The 17,483-nt window shown below is 55.0% G+C and carries 17 protein-coding genes; 13 read left to right on the plus strand and 4 right to left on the minus strand.

Annotated elements, in window-relative coordinates; all coding sequences use genetic code 11:
* Window positions 1-34: 34 nt before the first annotated feature.
* A complete protein-coding gene (malE, locus tag ACOT1A_RS21435) occupies window positions 35-1,225 on the minus strand; it encodes a maltose/maltodextrin ABC transporter substrate-binding protein MalE (protein ID WP_022646733.1) in 1,191 nt (396 codons plus the stop codon).
* 371 nt (window positions 1,226-1,596) lie between these two features.
* On the opposite strand from malE, the gene malK reads away from it, so the two are divergent.
* The 5 genes from malK (at window position 1,597) to ubiA (ending at window position 6,718) form a co-directional block, all read left to right on the plus strand.
* A complete protein-coding gene (gene malK / locus ACOT1A_RS21440) occupies window positions 1,597-2,706 on the plus strand; it encodes a maltose/maltodextrin ABC transporter ATP-binding protein MalK (protein WP_063449869.1) in 1,110 nt (369 codons plus the stop codon).
* Between the two features lie 42 nt (window positions 2,707-2,748).
* Complete coding sequence (locus ACOT1A_RS21445; protein ID WP_032621777.1) at window positions 2,749-4,116, plus strand: maltoporin; 1,368 nt, start codon at window positions 2,749-2,751, stop codon at window positions 4,114-4,116.
* A gap of 111 nt (window positions 4,117-4,227) precedes the next feature.
* Entirely contained in the window at window positions 4,228-5,166 is a 939-nt protein-coding gene (gene malM, locus ACOT1A_RS21450; RefSeq protein WP_063152840.1) for a maltose operon protein MalM, read from the plus strand.
* A gap of 172 nt (window positions 5,167-5,338) precedes the next feature.
* Window positions 5,339-5,836: a chorismate lyase gene (gene ubiC / locus ACOT1A_RS21455; RefSeq protein ID WP_276170361.1), complete on the plus strand. Its 498-nt coding sequence runs from the start codon at window positions 5,339-5,341 to the stop codon at window positions 5,834-5,836.
* A gap of 12 nt (window positions 5,837-5,848) precedes the next feature.
* On the plus strand, window positions 5,849-6,718 hold the full coding sequence (gene ubiA / locus ACOT1A_RS21460) for a 4-hydroxybenzoate octaprenyltransferase (protein WP_022646737.1): 870 nt from the start codon (window positions 5,849-5,851) through the stop codon (window positions 6,716-6,718).
* Between the two features lie 89 nt (window positions 6,719-6,807).
* On the opposite strand, the gene plsB is transcribed toward ubiA, so the two are convergent.
* Window positions 6,808-9,228, minus strand: a complete 2,421-nt coding sequence (plsB, locus tag ACOT1A_RS21465) for a glycerol-3-phosphate 1-O-acyltransferase PlsB (RefSeq protein ID WP_023299088.1) — start codon at window positions 9,226-9,228, stop codon at window positions 6,808-6,810.
* A gap of 154 nt (window positions 9,229-9,382) precedes the next feature.
* Here plsB and ACOT1A_RS21470 point away from each other — a divergent pair, with 154 nt between their 5' ends.
* From ACOT1A_RS21470 to ACOT1A_RS21485, 4 genes are all read left to right on the plus strand, one after another.
* Complete coding sequence (locus ACOT1A_RS21470; RefSeq protein ID WP_006810487.1) at window positions 9,383-9,751, plus strand: diacylglycerol kinase; 369 nt, start codon at window positions 9,383-9,385, stop codon at window positions 9,749-9,751.
* Between the two features lie 108 nt (window positions 9,752-9,859).
* Window positions 9,860-10,468, plus strand: a complete 609-nt coding sequence (gene lexA, locus ACOT1A_RS21475; protein WP_003860318.1) for a transcriptional repressor LexA — start codon at window positions 9,860-9,862, stop codon at window positions 10,466-10,468.
* 63 nt (window positions 10,469-10,531) lie between these two features.
* Window positions 10,532-11,869 (plus strand): MATE family efflux transporter DinF, encoded by a 1,338-nt coding sequence (gene dinF, locus ACOT1A_RS21480; protein WP_276170362.1) that lies wholly within the window; start codon window positions 10,532-10,534, stop codon window positions 11,867-11,869.
* 119 nt (window positions 11,870-11,988) lie between these two features.
* Complete coding sequence (locus tag ACOT1A_RS21485) at window positions 11,989-12,198, plus strand: CsbD family protein (RefSeq protein ID WP_003860314.1); 210 nt, start codon at window positions 11,989-11,991, stop codon at window positions 12,196-12,198.
* 47 nt (window positions 12,199-12,245) lie between these two features.
* Here the strand turns inward: ACOT1A_RS21485 and zur are convergent, their stop codons facing one another.
* Window positions 12,246-12,758 carry a zinc uptake transcriptional repressor Zur gene (zur, locus tag ACOT1A_RS21490; protein ID WP_006810484.1) on the minus strand — a complete coding sequence of 171 codons (513 nt, stop codon included), beginning with the start codon at window positions 12,756-12,758 and terminating at the stop codon, window positions 12,246-12,248.
* Between the two features lie 117 nt (window positions 12,759-12,875).
* Between zur and ACOT1A_RS21495 the strand changes: the two genes are divergently transcribed.
* The 4 genes from ACOT1A_RS21495 (at window position 12,876) to pspG (ending at window position 16,300) form a co-directional block, all read left to right on the plus strand.
* A complete protein-coding gene (locus tag ACOT1A_RS21495) occupies window positions 12,876-13,364 on the plus strand; it encodes a cupin domain-containing protein (RefSeq protein ID WP_022646741.1) in 489 nt (162 codons plus the stop codon).
* A gap of 192 nt (window positions 13,365-13,556) precedes the next feature.
* The gene (traF, locus tag ACOT1A_RS21500; protein ID WP_400174399.1) at window positions 13,557-14,843 is read left to right on the plus strand and encodes a conjugal transfer protein TraF; all 1,287 of its coding nucleotides are present in this window, start codon (window positions 13,557-13,559) and stop codon (window positions 14,841-14,843) included.
* 82 nt (window positions 14,844-14,925) lie between these two features.
* Complete coding sequence (gene dusA, locus ACOT1A_RS21505; protein WP_003860304.1) at window positions 14,926-15,921, plus strand: tRNA dihydrouridine(20/20a) synthase DusA; 996 nt, start codon at window positions 14,926-14,928, stop codon at window positions 15,919-15,921.
* Between the two features lie 136 nt (window positions 15,922-16,057).
* Window positions 16,058-16,300: an envelope stress response protein PspG gene (gene pspG / locus ACOT1A_RS21510; RefSeq protein WP_017382623.1), complete on the plus strand. Its 243-nt coding sequence runs from the start codon at window positions 16,058-16,060 to the stop codon at window positions 16,298-16,300.
* Between the two features lie 185 nt (window positions 16,301-16,485).
* Here pspG and ACOT1A_RS21515 read toward each other — a convergent pair whose 3' ends face one another.
* Window positions 16,486-17,469, minus strand: a complete 984-nt coding sequence (locus tag ACOT1A_RS21515; protein WP_022646744.1) for a quinone oxidoreductase — start codon at window positions 17,467-17,469, stop codon at window positions 16,486-16,488.
* Window positions 17,470-17,483 lie beyond the last annotated feature (14 nt).

Raw genomic sequence — 17,483 nt, forward strand, 5'->3', positions numbered from 1 at the left:
GGTAAGCGCACGCGCCACCCGCCGTTTTTCAGACTTACTTAGTAATACGACCCTGAGCATCTTTCAGCGCGGCATCAACAGTCTGGCGACCGCTTGCCGCGTTGATGACGGCGGTACGGGTGGCGTACCAGAACGCAGCCATCTGTGGGATGTTCGGCATGATTTCGCCTTTCTGGGCGTTATCCATGGTGGCCGCAATGCGTGGATCTTTCGCTAACTGATCCTGGAAGGATTTCAGCGCAACGGCGCCCAGCGGTTTGTCCTTGTTCACTTCATCCAGACCCTGATCGGTCAGCAGGTAGTTTTCGAGGAACTCTTTCGCCAGCTCTTTGTTCGGGCTGGCGGCGTTGATACCCGCGCTCAGCACGCCAACAAACGGTTTAGACGGCTTGCCGTTGAAGGTTGGCAGCAGGGTCACGCCGTAGTTGACTTTGCTCTTGTCGATGTTGGTCCAGGCCCACGGACCGTTGATGGTCATCGCGGTTTCGCCTTTGTTGAACGCCGCTTCCGCGATGGAGTAGTCGGTATCCGCGTTCATGTGTTTGTTCTTAATCAGGTCAACCAGGAAGGTCAGGCCTTTTTTCGCGCCCGCGTTGTCCACGCCCACGTCTTTCACGTCATATTTGCCGTTTTCAAACTTGAACGCGTAGCCGCCGTCGGCAGCAATCAGCGGCCAGGTGAAGTACGGCTCTTGCAGGTTGAACATCAGAGCGGATTTACCTTTCGCCTTCAGCTCTTTATCCAGAGCAGGGATCTCTTCCCAGGTTTTCGGTGGATTTGGCACCAGGTCTTTGTTGTAAATCAGTGACAGGGCTTCAACCGCGATTGGGTAAGCGATCAGCTTGCCGTTATAGCGAACGGCGTCCCAGGTGAACGGGAACAGTTTGTCCTGGAAGGCTTTGTCTGGCGTAACTTCTGCCAGCAGGCCAGACTGCGCGTAGCCCCCGAAACGGTCATGCGCCCAGAAGATAATGTCCGGTCCATCGCCGGTTGCCGCAACCTGCGGGAACTTCTCTTCCAGTTTGTCCGGGTGTTCTACGGTGACTTTGATACCGGTGTCTTTCTCGAATTTTTTGCCCACTTCGGCCAGACCGTTATAGCCCTTGTCGCCGTTAATCCAGATAACCAGCTTACCTTCTTCAATTTTGGCGAGAGCCGGTGCGGAAATCATCATTGCTGCGAGGGCGGACAATGCGAAAACGCGTGCGCCAGTCTTGATCTTCATATCTGCCATCCTTTATTGGTGATGTGCTCGTGGATACATAAGGTGGTTCAACGTGACTCAGTCTCCTTATTTGACATCCTCTTTCCATCCTCCCAGTCCCTACGCCCCACCCCCTGTTTGTGTGATCCCTGTAACATAAATTTAAGTTATGAGTGCTGGCGCACATAAAAACCCACTGAATTTTGCAGGCCGCTTCACGATTTTCGCCTCAGCCCCTCCGCTGCGGTCGCAGAGCCTGCTCTCTCATCCTCCCGCCTCCTCCCCCATAAAAAAGCCGGGGGGTGGAGGATTCACGAAAGTAATGGAACACGCATAGTGAACTTATCTTGAATGTTTCTGTCGGTGACAGGTTGTAACGAAGGGAGAAGGGCATGGCGAGCGTACAGCTGCGTAATGTAACGAAAGCCTGGGGCGACGTTGTGGTGTCAAAAGACATCAATCTGGACATCCACGAAGGTGAGTTTGTGGTGTTCGTTGGTCCATCAGGCTGTGGTAAATCTACTCTGCTGCGTATGATTGCCGGTCTTGAAACCATCACCAGTGGCGATTTATTTATTGGTGATACCCGAATGAACGACATCCCGCCAGCTGAACGCGGCGTGGGCATGGTGTTCCAGTCTTATGCGCTTTATCCGCATCTTTCCGTTGCCGAGAACATGTCCTTTGGCCTGAAGCTGGCCGGCGCGAAAAAAGAGATCATTAACCAGCGCGTCACCCAGGTGGCGGAAGTGCTCCAGCTGGCACATCTGCTGGAGCGTAAACCGAAGGCGCTCTCCGGTGGTCAGCGTCAGCGTGTGGCGATCGGCCGTACGCTGGTGGCCGAGCCGCGCGTGTTCCTGCTCGATGAACCTCTCTCTAACCTGGATGCCGCCTTGCGCGTCCAGATGCGTATCGAAATCTCCCGTCTGCACAAGCGCCTGGGGCGCACGATGATTTACGTCACCCACGATCAGGTCGAAGCGATGACGCTGGCCGACAAAATCGTGGTACTGGACGCCGGTCGCGTGGCGCAGGTGGGCAAACCGCTGGAGCTGTATCACTACCCGGCAGACCGCTTTGTTGCGGGCTTTATTGGCTCGCCAAAGATGAACTTCCTGCCCGTAAAAGTGACCGCGACGGCAATCGAACAGGTACAGGTGGAGCTGCCAAACCGTCAGCAAGTCTGGCTGCCGGTCGACAGCGCCAACGTACAGGTGGGGGCCAATATGTCCCTCGGTATCCGCCCTGAGCATTTACTGCCGAGCCACATCGCTGATGTGACGCTGGAAGGTGAAGTTCAGGTCGTCGAACAGCTTGGTCACGAAACACAGATTCATATCCAGATCCCCGCCATCCGTCAGAACCTGGTCTACCGCCAGAATGACGTGGTGTTGGTAGAAGAGGGTGCCACATTCGCTATCGGTTTGCCGCCAGAGCGTTGCCATCTGTTCCGTGAGGATGGCACTGCATGTCGTCGGTTGCACAAAGAGCCAGGCGTTTAAGCATTCCAATTACAAAGAAAAGCAATGATCTCAGGAGATAGAATAATGATTACTCTGCGCAAACTTCCTTTGGCAGTTGCCGTCGCAGCGGGCGTAATGTCTGCTCAGGCACTGGCAGTGGATTTCCATGGTTATGCTCGTTCTGGTATCGGCTGGACGGGTAGTGGCGGTGAACAACAATGTTTCCAGGCAACAGGCGCACAAAGTAAATACCGTCTCGGTAACGAATGTGAAACCTACGCCGAACTGAAACTGGGCCAGGAAGTGTGGAAAGAAGGCGACAAGAGCTTCTATTTCGACACCAACGTAGCGTACTCCGTGGCACAGCAGAATGACTGGGAAGGTACCGATCCGGCGTTCCGTGAAGCTAACGTGCAGGGTAAAAACCTGATTGAATGGCTGCCTGGCTCTACCATCTGGGCCGGTAAGCGCTTCTATCAGCGTCATGACGTACACATGATCGACTTCTACTACTGGGATATCTCTGGTCCTGGTGCCGGTATTGAAAACATCGATCTGGGCTTCGGTAAACTGTCTCTGGCAGCGACGCGTTCCCAGGAAGCTGGCGGTTCTTATGCCTTCAGCAGCCAGAACATCTATGACCGTACCAAAGATACCGCGAACGACGTATTTGACGTGCGTTTAGCGGGCCTGGAAACTAACCCGGACGGCGTGCTGGAACTGGGTGTGGATTATGGCCGCGCGAACACGACCGACGGCTATGATCTTGCCGACGGCGCGTCGAAAGATGGCTGGATGTTCACCGCTGAACATACCCAGAGCATGCTGAAAGGCTACAACAAGTTTGTGCTGCAGTATGCGATGGACTCAATGACCACGCAGGGTAAAGGTCTGAGCCAGGGTTCCTATGGTTCTTCCAGCTTTACCATCACGAATCCTGATGGCACGACGACCAATTACGCCAACGATGTGATTAACAACAACGGCAGCCTCTGGCGCATCCTGGACCACGGTGCAATCACCCTGGCCGACAAGTGGGACCTGATGTATGTCGGTATGTACCAGAAACTCGACATGGATGATAACCAGGGGAGTGACTGGTGGACCGTGGGTGTACGTCCGATGTACAAATGGACGCCAATCATGAGCACCCTGCTGGAAGTGGGCTACGACAATGTCAAATCCCAGGAAACCGGCGATCGCAACAGCCAGTACAAAATCACCCTGGCGCAACAGTGGCAGGCTGGCGACAGCATCTGGTCTCGTCCGGCCATCCGTGTCTTCGCAACCTACGCGAAGTGGGATGAGAAATGGGGCTACGCGAAGAACGGTAACGGCGATGCCACCCGTTACGCGATCTCTGACTCCACCGGTAACGGTCGATTCTCTACCAGCCGCGGCGATGACGATGAGTTCTCCTTCGGCGCCCAGATGGAAATCTGGTGGTAACCGCATCCTGATCTGACGATGTAATCTGGGGGGCGAAAGCCCCTCAATTCCTGAGGTACTGCGCGCTATTGCCTGGCCACCGCAGTGCTTACGCTTTCTGAGGTGATAACAATGAAAATGAAGAAAAATCTCGTCGCGCTGTGCCTGACAGCGGGTCTGCTGGCCTGTGTGCCTGGCGTTACGCTCGCTGACGTCAATTATGTACCGCAGAATACCAGCGCAGCGCCTGCCATTCCGACAGCCGCTCTACAGCAATTAACCTGGACGCCGGTGGATCAGTCCAAAACGCAGAGCACACAGCTTGCGACGGGTGGCCAACAGCTCAATGTGGCTGGCATTACCGGGCCGGTAGCCGCCTATAGCGTACCGGCTAATATCGGTGAGCTAACGTTGACTTTATCCAGTGAAGTTAACAAACAGACCAGCGTTTTTGCGCCGAACGTTCTGATCCTCGATCAGAACATGACGCCTTCCGCCTATTTCCCCAGCAGCTATTTTACCTATCAAGAGCCGGGTGTAATGAGCGCGGACCGCCTGGAAGGGGTAATGCGTCTGACCCCGGCGCTCGGGCAGCAAAAGCTCTACGTACTGGTCTTCACCACTGAAAAAGATTTGCAGCAAACCACCACTCTGCTCGATCCGGCAAAAGCCTATGCCAAAGGGGTCGGTAACGCCATTCCCGATATTCCCGATCCGATTGCGCGCCATACCACCGACGGCCTGCTTAAGCTGAAGGTGAAAACCAACAGCAGCTCCAGCGTACTCGTAGGCCCACTGTTTGGCTCATCTGGCCCGGGTCCGGTAACGGTGGGTAATACTGCCGCGCCTGTGTATGCCGCGCCAGCCGCAGCACCAGCCGCAGCCCCGGCCCCGGCGAAAAAAGCCGAGCCGGTGCTTAACGATACTGAAACTTACTTTAACAACGCCATCAAGCAGGCAGTTAAAAACGGCGATGTCGATAAAGCGCTGAAACTGCTTGATGAAGCCGAGCGTTTAGGTTCAACCACTGCCCGTTCCACCTTTATCAGCAGTGTAAAAGGCAAGGGGTAACCGTCTCCCCACAGTGCTGATTTTGTTAGTCGTTTGGTGCGCCTTCGCGGGCGCACTTTTTTTGGCTAAGTTGCACCTTTGTTGCGATAGTGATCGTTAAATTCTGTTTGTCCGTCCTCATTTTGCCAATCTGCGATACAATGCTTTTACGTTATGTATCGGAGAGTCTGGCATGTCACACCCCGCGCTAACGCAGCTGCGTGCGCTACGCTATTTCGACCACATCCCTGCGCTTGACCCGGAACAGCTGGACTGGCTGCTGCTGGAAGATTCCATGACAAAACGTTTTGAGCAACAGGGTAAAACGGTCACGGTGACGATGATTCAGGAAGGTTTTGTCTTGGCTGAAGCGATTGCCAGCGAGCTGCCGCTGCTGCCGCAGGAAGAACGCTACTGGCTGCGTGAAATTTTACTCTGTGCGGATGGCGAGCCGTGGCTTGCCGGGCGAACGGTGGTTCCTGAGTCTACACTTTCCGGGCCGGAGCTTGCACTGCAACGCCTCGGCAAAACGCCGCTGGGGCGCTATCTGTTCACCTCGTCTGAACTGACCCGTGATTTTATTGAAATTGGTTGCGATGCCGATTTGTGGGGGCGCCGTTCCCGCCTTCGTTTGAGTGGCAAGCCGTTAATACTGACGGAACTCTTTTTGCCTGCATCGCCGTTGTACTAAGAGGGAGAAAAAATGGAGTGGAGTCTGACGCAGAATAAGCTGCTGGCCTATCACCGCCTGATGCGTACTGATAAACCCATTGGCGCGCTGCTGCTGCTGTGGCCGACCTTATGGGCGCTGTGGGTTGCCACGCCGGGCGTACCGCCGCTGTGGATCCTGGCGGTGTTTGTGGCGGGTGTCTGGCTGATGCGCGCTGCGGGCTGTGTGGTCAACGACTATGCTGACCGGAAATTTGATGGACATGTTAAGCGCACCGCGAATCGTCCTTTGCCGAGCGGTCAGGTGACCGGGAAAGAGGCGCGCATCCTGTTTGTGGTGCTGGTGCTTCTCTCTTTCATGCTGGTGTTAACCCTTAACACCATGACCATTCTGCTGTCCGTCGCTGCTCTGGCGCTGGCCTGGGTCTACCCATTTATGAAGCGATACACCCATCTGCCGCAGGTGGTATTGGGTGCGGCATTTGGCTGGTCGATTCCCATGGCGTTTGCCGCGGTCAGCGAGTCCGTTCCGCTCAGCTGCTGGTTGATGTTCCTGGCGAATATTCTCTGGGCCGTTGCGTACGATACCCAATACGCGATGGTCGATCGCGATGACGATCTCAAGATTGGCATCAAATCGACAGCGATCCTGTTTGGCCGTCACGACAAACTGATCATCGGCATATTGCAGGTGGCGGTGCTGGCGTTGATGGTGGCGATTGGTCGCCTGAACGGGCTGAACTGGGAGTTTTACTGGTCCGTGCTGGTGGCGGGTCTGCTGTTTGCGTATCAGCAGAAGCTGATCGTGAAGCGCGAGCGTGAAGCCTGCTTTAAAGCGTTTCTGAATAATAACTACGTCGGGCTGGTGCTGTTTATGGGGCTGGCGATGAGTTATTGGTCATAAAAAAGCCGGGTGGCGGCTTCGCCTTACCCGGCCTACGATTTAGCAGAACATGTAGGCCGGGTAAGCGTTAGCGCCACCCGGCTTTAACATCACTCGCCCTGCGTCGAACTCTCAATCGTTAAACGCACATCCGCGGTAATCAGCTCTGCCAGCATCTGGTAAACCTTCATCGTCTCTTCCGGCTCAGCATCGCCCGTATCGCTAATGTAACCTTCGTCGCGCAGCGTCAGCACCAGGGAGCTGAATACCGCTTTGTCGAAGAATTCCGGGGCGTTAATGCCATGCAGAACGGACAGGCGCTGGGCCAGCGTCCGACTCTCTTTTTCCAGCGTACCGCGGTTGATTGACGGGTTAGCACTCAATAACCAGAAGGTAATGGCGTAGCGCTGCAACGTCTCACGCGCACCGGAAGCCAGGAGCTGCAAGGTTCGGGAACGTGACGGATTGATATGCAGTTCGTCATCACTGATGGTAATCAGCCCCTGACGACGCATCTCTGCGGACATTTTATCGAGCTCTGCCGCCAGCTCATCCTTACTCCAGCGCAGGAACAGCTCCGCTTTCAGCATCGGATAGATGGCCTGAATATGGCGCAGCAGCTCCTGACGCGAAATACGGCGGTGCTGGGTAATAATGGCAGCCATCAGTGACGGCAGCATCAGCATGTGAGTGATGTTATTACGGTAGTAGGTCATCAGCACGGCCTGCTCGCGCGGCAGAATGATGATGTCACCAATCGTATCTTTCTCGACTTCGAACTTGTTCATCTGCAACGCGTGATCGATCAGTTCGCTGGCGGTGGCAGACGGCACGGTCGAATCCACGGAATACGGCACGTTGCGCATGATATCCAGATAGCAATCAATCTGCTCGGTCAACTGCTCGCGAGTCAGTGAACGCTGGCGAGAGGCCAGAAGCGCGGTACAACACAGGTTCATGGCGTTTGCCGCACCAGCATTGTTGATGCGTACCATCAGCTCGGATGCAATGCCGTTGACCGTTGGCGTCAGCCAGGCCGGACGTACCGCTTCGATAGGATCAATAGACTCGCGCCACTCCGGAACATGATGGTTCAGATATGTCATCAGGGGCAGGGGCTCGCCAAAGTTCACGTAGCCCTGACCGAGGTTGCGCAATTTACTCAGACCACGCAGCATCTGCGGCAGACTCTCTTTCTCTTTGGTCGCACCGCGCAGCTCTTTCGCGTAGGTGCCCACTTCCATCACGTGTTCATAACCGATGTAAATAGGCACCAGCGTAATAGGACGCGTACCGCCACGCAGCATGGCCTGAATGGTCATCGACAGCGTGCCGGTCTTAGGATCGAGCAGACGACCGGTACGGGAGCGACCGCCTTCAACAAAGTACTCCACGGAATAACCGCGGCTGAACAGCTCGCCCAGATACTCCCTGAAAACGGTGGAGTAGAGCTTGTTACCCTTGAAGGTACGACGAATGAAGAACGCACCCAGACGGCGGAAAATCGGACCTGCTGGCCAGAAGTTCAGGTTGATACCGGCAGCAATATGCGGCGGCACCAGGCCCTGGTGATAGAGCACGTAAGAGAGCAGCAGGTAGTCCATGTGGCTGCGGTGGCAGGGCACATAGACAATCTCGTGGCCGTCATGCGCTAACTGACGCACGCGCTCGGCGTTGTGGACGTTAATCCCCTGATAGAGGCGGTTCCACGTGAAACCGAGGATACGGTCAGAGAGACGAATCATCTCGTAGGAGAAGTTCGCGGCGATCTCTTCCATCAGCGCGATTGCGTTCTGCTGCGCTTTCTCGTGCGAAATCTTCTTGCTGCGCGCTTCGTCTTCTACGGCACGGGCAATCGCTTTGGAAGCCAGCAGCTTGTTGAACAGATCCTGACGCGCCGGGAGACGAGGCCCAACGGCCGCCAGACGCTGACGTGCAAAGTGCATACGCGCAACGCGCGCCAGCTTTTGCGCAATGATTTTGTCAGTACCGTGTTCATCCGCCATGCGGCGCAGTGAAACGGAAGGCGAGAAGCGAACAAAGCTGTCGCGTCCCAGCCATGAGACGGCGAAGAATTTCTGAATGCCGTTGAGCATACGCAGCGGCGGGTTCTCTTCCCCTTTTTCACGCCCCGGACGACGGCCAAACATCACCGACACCGGCACCATCTGCACGTCCAGATCGGGGTTGCTGCGGTGCAGATCGAGGTAATCATGGAACAGCTTAATGGACTCTTCTTTCGGCGTGTAATAGGTGAACACGCGCGGTCCGCCATGGATGAACACGTAGCGCGGCAGCAGCGTACCGTCGACTTCCAGCGGTTCAAGCGGGTCAGGTAAATCGTGCGCCAGACATTGAGCGCGAAGCGTTAGCAGGTCTGCCTTCGAGTTATAAGGCAAAACGTACATAATAGGGCGCGACGTATCGAGCCCTAATTCCAGCGCAGGTTCTGCTGGGATAGACTTACTTTTTACCAGTACGCTTAATGGTAAATTAAGTAATTTGTAGTAAATTCGTGGCCAGCCGGACATAAACGATGTAAAGCCTCTGGTTAATAATGCAATTGCGGCGCAAGGATAACAGAAAGCGCGCAAAATTTCTGTTGTTACCCGTCATACTTCAGGTCGCAGCAAAACGCGCTGCGGCTTTAGTTACTGACGCTATTTATCATAAAAGGTTCTTTTAATGGCCAATAATACCACTGGGTTAACTCGAATCATTAAAGCTGCCGGTTATTCATGGAAAGGTTTCCGCGCCGCATGGGTTAATGAAGCCGCTTTCCGCCAGGAAGCGGTTGCCGCAATCGTTGCCGTTGTCATCGCCTGCTTCCTTGATGTTGATGCTATCACCCGCGTACTGCTCATCGGATCTGTCCTTCTGGTGATGATAGTGGAAATTCTGAATAGCGCTATTGAGGCCGTTGTTGACCGAATCGGGTCGGAATTCCATGAACTGTCTGGCCGGGCGAAAGACATGGGTTCCGCTGCCGTACTGCTGTCGATTATCACGGCGGCGATCACCTGGGTCACGCTACTTTGGTCGCATTTCCGATGAGCCTCGAGGAATAATTAAGTCCCTGGTTTTTTGTGCAGTTTTTGGTTCCAAAATCGCCTTTGACTGTATATACTCACAGCATAACTGTATATACACCCAGGGGGCGGTATGAAAGCGTTAACGACCAGGCAGCAAGAGGTGTTTGATCTCATTCGGGATCATATCGGCCAGACGGGTATGCCACCCACGCGTGCAGAAATTGCGCAGCGTCTGGGCTTCCGTTCTCCTAATGCTGCCGAAGAGCACCTTAAGGCGCTTGCGCGTAAGGGCGTGATTGAGATTGTTTCCGGCGCCTCACGCGGCATCCGTCTGCTGGTGGAAGAAGAGAGCGGTATTCCGCTGGTGGGCCGCGTAGCCGCAGGTGAACCTCTGCTGGCGCAACAGCACATCGAAGGGCACTATCAGGTTGACCCAGGCATGTTCAAGCCGAGCGCTGATTTCCTGCTGCGCGTTAGCGGAATGTCCATGAAAGATATCGGTATTCTTGATGGCGATCTGCTGGCGGTACACAAAACCCAGGACGTGCGTAACGGACAAGTGGTCGTGGCGCGCATTGATGATGAAGTGACGGTTAAGCGCCTGAAAAAACAAGGCAATACCGTGCAGCTTCTGCCTGAAAACAATGAATTCTCCCCGATTGTGGTGGATCTCCGCGAGCAGAGCTTCTCTATTGAAGGGCTGGCGGTCGGCGTTATCCGCAACGGTGAATGGCTGTAATCTCTTCCTGACAGGCTGTAGTTCCTCTACAGCCTGGCCTGTTTTCTGATTCCGGTAATTTCCATGGCATTGCTAACTTCTGCCGATAAGGCGTTGTGGCGTCTTGCGCTACCGATGATTTTTTCCAATATTACCGTTCCTCTGCTGGGGCTGGTTGATACGGCGGTAATCGGGCATCTGGATTCGCCGATTTACCTGGGCGGCGTCGCGATTGGCGCAACGGCGACCAGCTTCCTCTTTATGCTGCTACTTTTTCTGCGCATGAGTACGACAGGCCTTACGGCCCAGGCGTATGGTGCAAAAGATCCCCTGCGTCTGGCGCGTGCGCTGGTTCAGCCGCTCATTCTGGCGTTCGGTGCTGGCGCGTTAATCGTTCTGTTGCGTACGCCGCTGATTGATCTTGCGCTCCATATTGTAGGCGGCAGCGATGCCGTACTGGAACAAGCCCGGCGGTTCCTCGAAATTCGCTGGCTCAGCGCGCCCGCTTCATTGGCAAACCTGGTCCTTCTGGGCTGGCTGCTGGGCGTGCAGTACGCCCGCGCGCCAGTGATCTTGCTGGTGGTGGGTAACCTGCTAAACATTGTGCTCGATCTCTGGCTGGTGATGGGACTGCACATGAACGTCCGGGGCGCGGCGCTGGCTACGGCAATTGCCGAGTACGGGACGCTGCTGATCGGTTTGGGGATGGTCTGGCGCGTGCTGGCGATGCGCGGTATCACCCTGGATCTGCTGAAATCGGCCTGGCGCGGCAATATGCGTAAGCTGCTGGCGCTTAATCGCGACATCATGCTCCGTTCGCTCCTGCTGCAACTCTGCTTCGGCGCATTAACCGTTTTTGGTGCGCGTCTTGGGCCTGAGATCGTCGCCGTCAACGCAGTGCTCATGACGTTACTGACCTTTACCGCTTACGCGCTGGATGGTTTTGCTTACGCCGTCGAGGCGCATTCAGGGCAGGCTTATGGCGCGCGTGAAAGCGGCCAGTTACGCGAAGTCTGGCGTGCAGCCTGTCGTCAGGCGGGTCTGGTGGCGCTGGTCTTTGCTCTGGTTTACGCCTGTTTTGGTGGGCATATTGTCGCGCTTCTCACCTCGTTGCCCGCGCTACGTGAGCTGGCCGATCGCTACATCCTCTGGCAGGTAGTATTACCGGTGGTGGGCGTGTGGTGCTATTTGCTGGACGGCATGTTTATTGGTGCGACGCGAGGGGCGGAGATGCGCAACAGCATGGCCGTCGCTGCGGCGGGGTTCGGCCTGACGCTGCTGACCTTGCCATATCTCGGCAATCATGGTCTGTGGCTCGCGCTGGCGGTGTTTCTCTCACTGCGTGGCCTTTCGCTGGCCGTTATCTGGCGTCGTCACTGGCGAAACAATACCTGGTTTCCAGCCCCGCACGATTTATCGTAACGGTTAAAGATTCCGAATATAAAAATAAATGCCGAATCCTTAACTATAATAATAATCACGTCCAGCAGAAAAGAACGAAGCGGACGACACTCATAGACGCTTAACACGAGGACACGATTATGAATAAAGATGAAATCGGCGGCAACTGGAAGCAATTCAAAGGTAAAGCGAAAGAACAGTGGGGTAAGCTGACAGATGACGATATGACCGTCATTGAAGGTAAGCGCGATCAGCTGGTAGGTAAAATCCAGGAGCGCTACGGTTACGAAAAAGATCAGGCGGAAAACGAAGTCAAAGACTGGGAAACCCGTAACGACTACCGCTGGTAACCGGCACTATCCCCAAGGGCGGCTCTGAGCCGCCTTTTTCTTTGGCCTTAACGCGGCTTTTTCTTCACCAGGATAGAGTGATCGTGCTGACAGGCATCCTGATGACGGCATGACTCCACCTCCACGCAGGCAGAACATAAGCCGTGGGCTTCGATCACGTTATGGCGCAGCGCAAAGCCCATTCTGGCTGCCAGCGTATGCATAATATCTTCCACACCTTCCGCACACTCTTCCTTCACCACGCCACAGCGATCGCAGATAAACATGGCGGACGTGTGAGTAGGCTGGTCAAAAAGATGGCACAGCACATAGCTGTTTGTTGATTCCACTTTATGCACAAACCCTTGCTCCAGCAGAAAATCCAGCGCCCGATAGACGGTCGGCGGTTTTGCCTGCGGCTCGCTTTCACGCAGCAGGTCGAGCAGATCGTAAGCGCTGATGGCACCCTGTTGCAGGCTCATCAGACGCAGTACCTCAAGGCGCTGCGGGGTCAGGCGCACATTGCGTTGCGCACAGAGCTTTTCAGCTTGCGCTAACAGCTCTTTTGTGGACTTGTCCATCGGGCACCTCGGATGTGGTAAGGGGTGAAAACCCTCACTTTATCATGTTCTGCTAAAAACACCGAGATCCGCCAGGCTGTGCTATACCTGACGCATCGCAAATCGGGAGATCGCATGATGAAAAGACCTGACTGTATTCGGCACTGGCGGGACGTGGAAGGCGCCGATGACGCAACGTATCCGGACAGCAATGAACGGTTTTCTATTGGCGCGCCGCTGGCCCGCAAGCTGGGTCTCGGCCGCATTGGTATTCACCATGAACGGCTGCCGCCCGGACGCCGTACTTCTTATCCGCATGCGGAAAGCGACGAAGAGGAGTTTGTTTACGTTCTGGAGGGTTACCCTGAGGCCTGGATCAATGGTTATCTGTGGAAGCTTGAACCCGGAGACAGCGTGGGATTTCCTGCCGGCACGGGGGTGTGCCATACCTTTATCAACAACACCGATGAAGAGGTGCGCTTACTGGTGGTGGGTGAGGCTAATAAAAAACATAACCGCATCTACTATCCCCTCAATCCGGTGTATGCCGTGACGCGCGAAGACCACTGGGTAGACCATCCGCCTCAGTTTTTTGGCCCGCACGATGGAAAACCTGGGCGAAAATAATTTCCTCTTCTATAAATATTGATGGTCGTCACACATTAGAACAGGCCGGGATGGAATTTAACTTAGGGAAATAGCGGGTCTTTTTGTACTTATTCACAGCAATAGTTCGTTCCTGTTTGGGTGATAACAGACAGGGTTAACTAATAACAAACTATTTACGAGCACACTGTGAAAAAACATTTTAAATTTTCGATGGTTAGCATTGCTGTCTCCTTTTTTATGGCAAATCAGGCGGGAGCAGCCAATACCTGGACGGAAGCGCGTAGTGACGCAATGGGCGGCACGGGCGTGGCAGCAGGCAGCTATGGCAGCGGGGCGTTAATCAACCCCGCGTTACTGGCAAAATCTAAGCCCGAGGATGATGTGACGGTCATTTTGCCGTCCGTTGGCGTGCAGGTGACCGATGAAGACAATCTTCAGGACGAGATTGATACCATTAACGATAAAATCAATCATTACAAGGACGTGGTTGATAGTCTGACCCCCATTGATATCATCACGGATCCATTAGGTTCGATCAATCAGTTCCAGGGCGCAGCGAAAGATCTCGCTGATGAGCTGGACTACCTGAAAGGCAAAACCGCACACGCCACCGCAGGGGCGGGGATTGCCGTCAGTATCCCTAACGATGTCCTTTCCGTGGCCTTTATGGCCAAAGGCTATGCACATGGCCGCGTCAGCTCTTCAATCGATCAGCAGGACATTGATTATCTGCGCGGTATACAACGAAGCGATGCGGTGGCTGCCGGTGTGGCGCTGGATGCCGCGCTAAACGGTTCCGATCAGATCACCAAAAACCTTAACTCTACGGCGTCTGGCCGGGCGGCGATTGTGTCCGACTACGGTATTGCGGTAGCCCGTCAGTTCGATCTTGGCGGCGTTCCGGTTTCCGTTGGCGTCACGCCGAAGCTGCAAAAAACCTGGCTCTATAACTACACCACCTCAATCTACGATTACGACAGTAATAAGTGGAACGACAGCCGCTACCGTACCGACGACACTGGCTTCAACGTCGATGCCGGTATTGCTGCTGATTTCGGTGAAAACTGGACGCTCGGCGTGAGCGGGCAAAACCTGATGTCGCGCGATATCGATACCAAAGATATCCGCATTCGCAACGGGCGCACAGGAGAGGTGGTGAGTTATAAAGACACCTATCAGATCCGTCCGCTGGTCACTGCCGGGGCCGCCTGGCACAACGATCTGGTGACGCTGACCGCGGACGGGGATCTGACCGAAACCAAGGGCTTTAAAAGCGAAGATACCTCCCAATACGCCGGCATTGGTGCTGAAGTCACGCCGCTGAGCTGGCTGGCAGTGCGCGCCGGTTATCGTGCGGATATGAAGGGGAACGACAGCAACGTCTTTACCGGCGGTGTCGGTTTTGCGCCGTTCAACTCCGTCCATGTTGACCTGATGGGGCTTTATGGCGAAGACGAGACCTGGGGCGCAGGGGCACAGTTGAGCATGACGTTCTAAAGTACACCGGAGGCGCTGCGCCTCCGGCTTTTCTTTGTGCTATAGTAGCGCCCCTTTTCCACCAGATGCTTAAAAGTTCGCCATGTCGTCAGAATTCCAGACCGCTTTCCCTGCACACCGTTTTTCCATTGCGCCAATGCTCGACTGGACGGACAGACACTGCCGCTATTTCCTGCGTCAGCTCTCCCGCCATACGCTGCTATACACCGAAATGGTCACTACCGGCGCAATTATTCACGGCAAAGGCGACTATCTGGCGTACAGCGAAGAGGAGCATCCGGTTGCGCTGCAACTCGGTGGCAGCGATCCGGCTGCGCTGGCGCAGTGCGCGAAGCTGGCCGAAGAACGCGGCTATGACGAGATTAACCTCAACGTCGGTTGTCCGTCCGACCGTGTGCAAAACGGCATGTTCGGCGCGTGTCTGATGGGAAATGCGCACCTGGTGGCGGACTGCATCAAAGCGATGCGCGACGTCGTCTCTATCCCGGTCACGGTCAAAACCCGTATCGGCATAGACGACCAGGATAGCTATGAGTTTCTGTGTGATTTCATCAACACGGTATCAGGGAAGGGTGAATGCGAGATGTTTATCATCCACGCCCGTAAAGCCTGGCTCTCAGGCCTCAGCCCGAAAGAAAACCGCGAGATCCCGCCGCTGGACTACCCGCGCGTGTACCAGCTGAAACGCGACTTCCCACACCTGACCATGTCGATCAATGGCGGTATTAAGTCGCTGGACGAGGCCAAAGCGCACCTCGAACATATGGATGGCGTGATGGTCGGACGCGAGGCGTATCAGAATCCGGGCATTCTGGCGACGGTTGACCGGGAAATCTTTGGCGTTGAGGGTGCTGACACCGATCCCGTGGCCGTAGTGCGCGCCATGTATCCGTACATTGAGCGCGAGCTGAGTCATGGTACGTATCTGGGCCACATTACCCGCCATATGCTTGGCCTGTTCCAGGGCATTCCTGGTGCGCGCCAGTGGCGTCGTTATCTCAGCGAGAACGCGCATAAAGCCGGTGCGGATATTGAGGTACTGGAACACGCGCTGCGTCTGGTTGCGGATAAACGTTAAATTTCGCTAAAAGATGGTCAAATACGCCACGCCCTGCAACACATTGCGGGGCGTTTTGCTTTCAGAACAACAACTTATTTTTGGCATGATTCTTGTAATGATCGCAGCATCATTCGGGAACTCGTGGGAGAGCACCATGCTGGAACTACTTTTTGTGATTGGCTTCTTTATCATGCTGATGGTCACGGGCGTGTCGCTGCTCGGTATTCTGGCCGCGCTCGTTGTGGCCACGGTGGTGATGTTTGTCGGCGGTTTATTTGCCCTGACGATTAAACTCTTGCCGTGGTTACTTCTGGCGATTGCGGTGGTATGGGCCATACGGGCGATTAAATCACCAAAACTGCCGACTTATCAGCGTAATAACCGCTTCCGTTACTAAGGTATTGAGGGGTACGTCACATACCTGCAACTTTTCCGGCAGCAATCTTTAGAACAGAATAGGATTTACTTATCGAATCTGTCACTATGGCTGCCGCTAAAGAATTCATCGAGCTGTACCCTACATACAGCCGAACTAAAAAAAAGAAAGGGCTTCCCATGGGAAGCCCAATTTCTTTTTATGGCTCAGGGAATTAACAGACTTGAGCCCTGGGTTGCCCGGCTCTCCAGCACCTCATGCGCACGTTGCGCATCGGTCAGCGGATATTTCTGCGCTTCTGCCACATCCACTTTGATCACCCCGCTGGCGATCAGCGAGAACAGCTCGTTGCTGGCTTCCTCAAGTTCTTCCCGATTAGTGATGTAACCTTGCAGGGAAGGGCGGGTGACATACAGTGACCCTTTCTGATTCAGAATGCCCAGGTTCACGCCGGTGACAGCCCCGGAGGCGTTACCGAAGCTCACCATCAGCCCGCGACGTTGCAGGCAGTCCAGCGAAGATTCCCAGGTGTCTTTCCCCACCGAGTCATACACCACGCGTACCTTTTTGCCACCAGTGATCTCTTTCAGCCGCTCAACGATGCTCTCTTCCCGGTAGTTGATCACCTGCCATGCGCCCGCGTCCAGCGCGCGCTGCGCTTTTTGCGCGCTGCCTGTGGTGCCGATCAGCTTCGCCCCCAGGGCTTTCGCCCACTGGCAGGCAATCAGCCCTACGCCACCTGCGGCTGCGTGAAACAGGAATTGCTCGTCAGGCTTAATTTCGTAGGTTTTGCGCAGCAGATAATAGACCGTCAGCCCTTTCAGGAATGAGGCGGCAGCCTGCTCGAAGCCGATCGCATTTGGCAAAAGCGCCGCTTTCTCGGCCGGAACGTTATGGATGGAGCTGTAAGCGCCCAGCGCCGACTGCGCGTACACCACGCGATCGCCTTCCTTAATGTGCTTAACCGCGCTGCCCACTTTGCTGACGATACCGGCCGCCTCGGTGCCCAGTCCGCTCGGCATCGACGGAGGCGGATAGAGACCGCCGCGAATATAGGTATCGATGTAGTTAATGCCGATCGCTTTGTTTTCAACCTGGATTTCGTTCTCGCCAGGTGCCGTGGGGGTAAACTCCACGGCTTGCAGTACGTCTGGCCCGCCATGTTTCTGGAACTCAATGCGTGTTGCCATGCTCCCTCCGTTAG

Origin of the sequence: Enterobacter cloacae complex sp. SYL003 (assembly GCF_049236925.1) — a bacterium.
GTDB lineage: Bacteria > Pseudomonadota > Gammaproteobacteria > Enterobacterales > Enterobacteriaceae > Enterobacter > Enterobacter intestinihominis.